Genomic DNA, 1,351 nt, shown 5'->3' with positions numbered 1-1,351 from the left:
CCATCCATAAGACGATTAATCCGCTCCTGGCTCAAAGCTGGCGTGATGGATAATGGTACATTCTCATCTACAGAAGAGGGCACCCCACAAGGTGGAGTTATCTCTCCGCTTTTGGCAAATATAGCCCTTCACGGAATGGAACAACGGATTAAACAATATGCAGAATCTATGAAAGGAAACAAAACCAGAAATAGAAAAGCATTAAGCTTAATCCGATATGCAGATGACTTCGTCATCATGCATAAAGACCAAACTGTGGTAGAAGACTGTCAAAGAATCATCAATGAATGGTTAAAGGATATGGGTTTGGAATTGAAACCAAGTAAGACATGGATTACTCATACATCGGAAGGATTCGACTTCCTCGGATTCAACATCCGACAGTATCAAGTGGGTAAAAACCAATCCAAACAAGGTTTTAAGACCATCATCAAACCATCCCAAGAGAAAGTTCTAGAGCATTATGGGCAACTTTCACAAATAATAGAACGCCATAAAGCTGCCCCACAAGCGGCTTTAATCAGCCGATTAAAACCCATTATAAGAGGCTGGTGCAACTATTACAGCTCAGTCTGTAGTAAAGAGACATTCAGCAAATTGGGTTACCTGTTATGGAACAAACTCCAAAGATGGGGATATAGGAGACACCCCAAAAAGTCAAAAGGATGGGTAACCAAGAAGTATTGGGGAATTATCGAAGACGACAACTGGACTTTTAGGGTAAATGAAGAACTTTATTTACCCAAGCATGCTAAAACCCCAATTGTTAGGCATGTCAAAGTCAAAGAATCCAGAAGTCCTTATGATGGTGACCTCATCTATTGGAGTACCAGAATGGGCAAACATCCCGAAATGCCAAAGCAGAAGGCCAGACTTCTGAAAAACCAAAAAGGGAAATGCACTCATTGTGGTTTAACCTTCCGCTCAGACGATTTGTTGGAAAAGCATCATATCATACCGCGCTCACTAGGTGGAACCAATAAGGATGAAAATCTGGAATTGCTACACCTCCATTGCCACGATGCTAAACACGATACCAAGGTCAACTCCTCTGAGTTGGATGAGAATCCGTGGTAGAGGTACCAATGTCAATGGTTCCTATGATGAGGAGCCGTATGATGCGAAAGTATCACGTACGGTTTTGAAGACGAGTCAGTGGGGTGACTCACTGGCTTAGTTTAATGCCTCCCTGACATATAAGGAAAGGTTCGAGGTACTTAAAAAACTAGTATCTAGTGCGGAAAACTGGACGCACCAAGGCTTAAGGGAAATCCCCATAGCCAAGAAAAACGGAGGTACAAGAATGTTGAAAGTACCAACAATCTCAGATAGAGCATGGCAATGTCTAGCC

General features: G+C 42.3%; 1 protein-coding gene. It reads left to right on the top strand.

The features are described 5' to 3' along the window. The coding region (locus F6K53_RS42805; RefSeq protein WP_293086681.1) for a reverse transcriptase domain-containing protein at positions 1-1,077 on the top strand (1,077 nt) is incomplete at its 5' end. Positions 1,078-1,351: the final 274 nt, after the last annotated feature.

It is taken from the genome of Moorena sp. SIO4A1, assembly GCF_010672065.1.
In the GTDB taxonomy this organism is placed as follows: domain Bacteria; phylum Cyanobacteriota; class Cyanobacteriia; order Cyanobacteriales; family Coleofasciculaceae; genus Moorena.
This window is presented reverse-complemented; position numbering and strand designations above follow the sequence as displayed.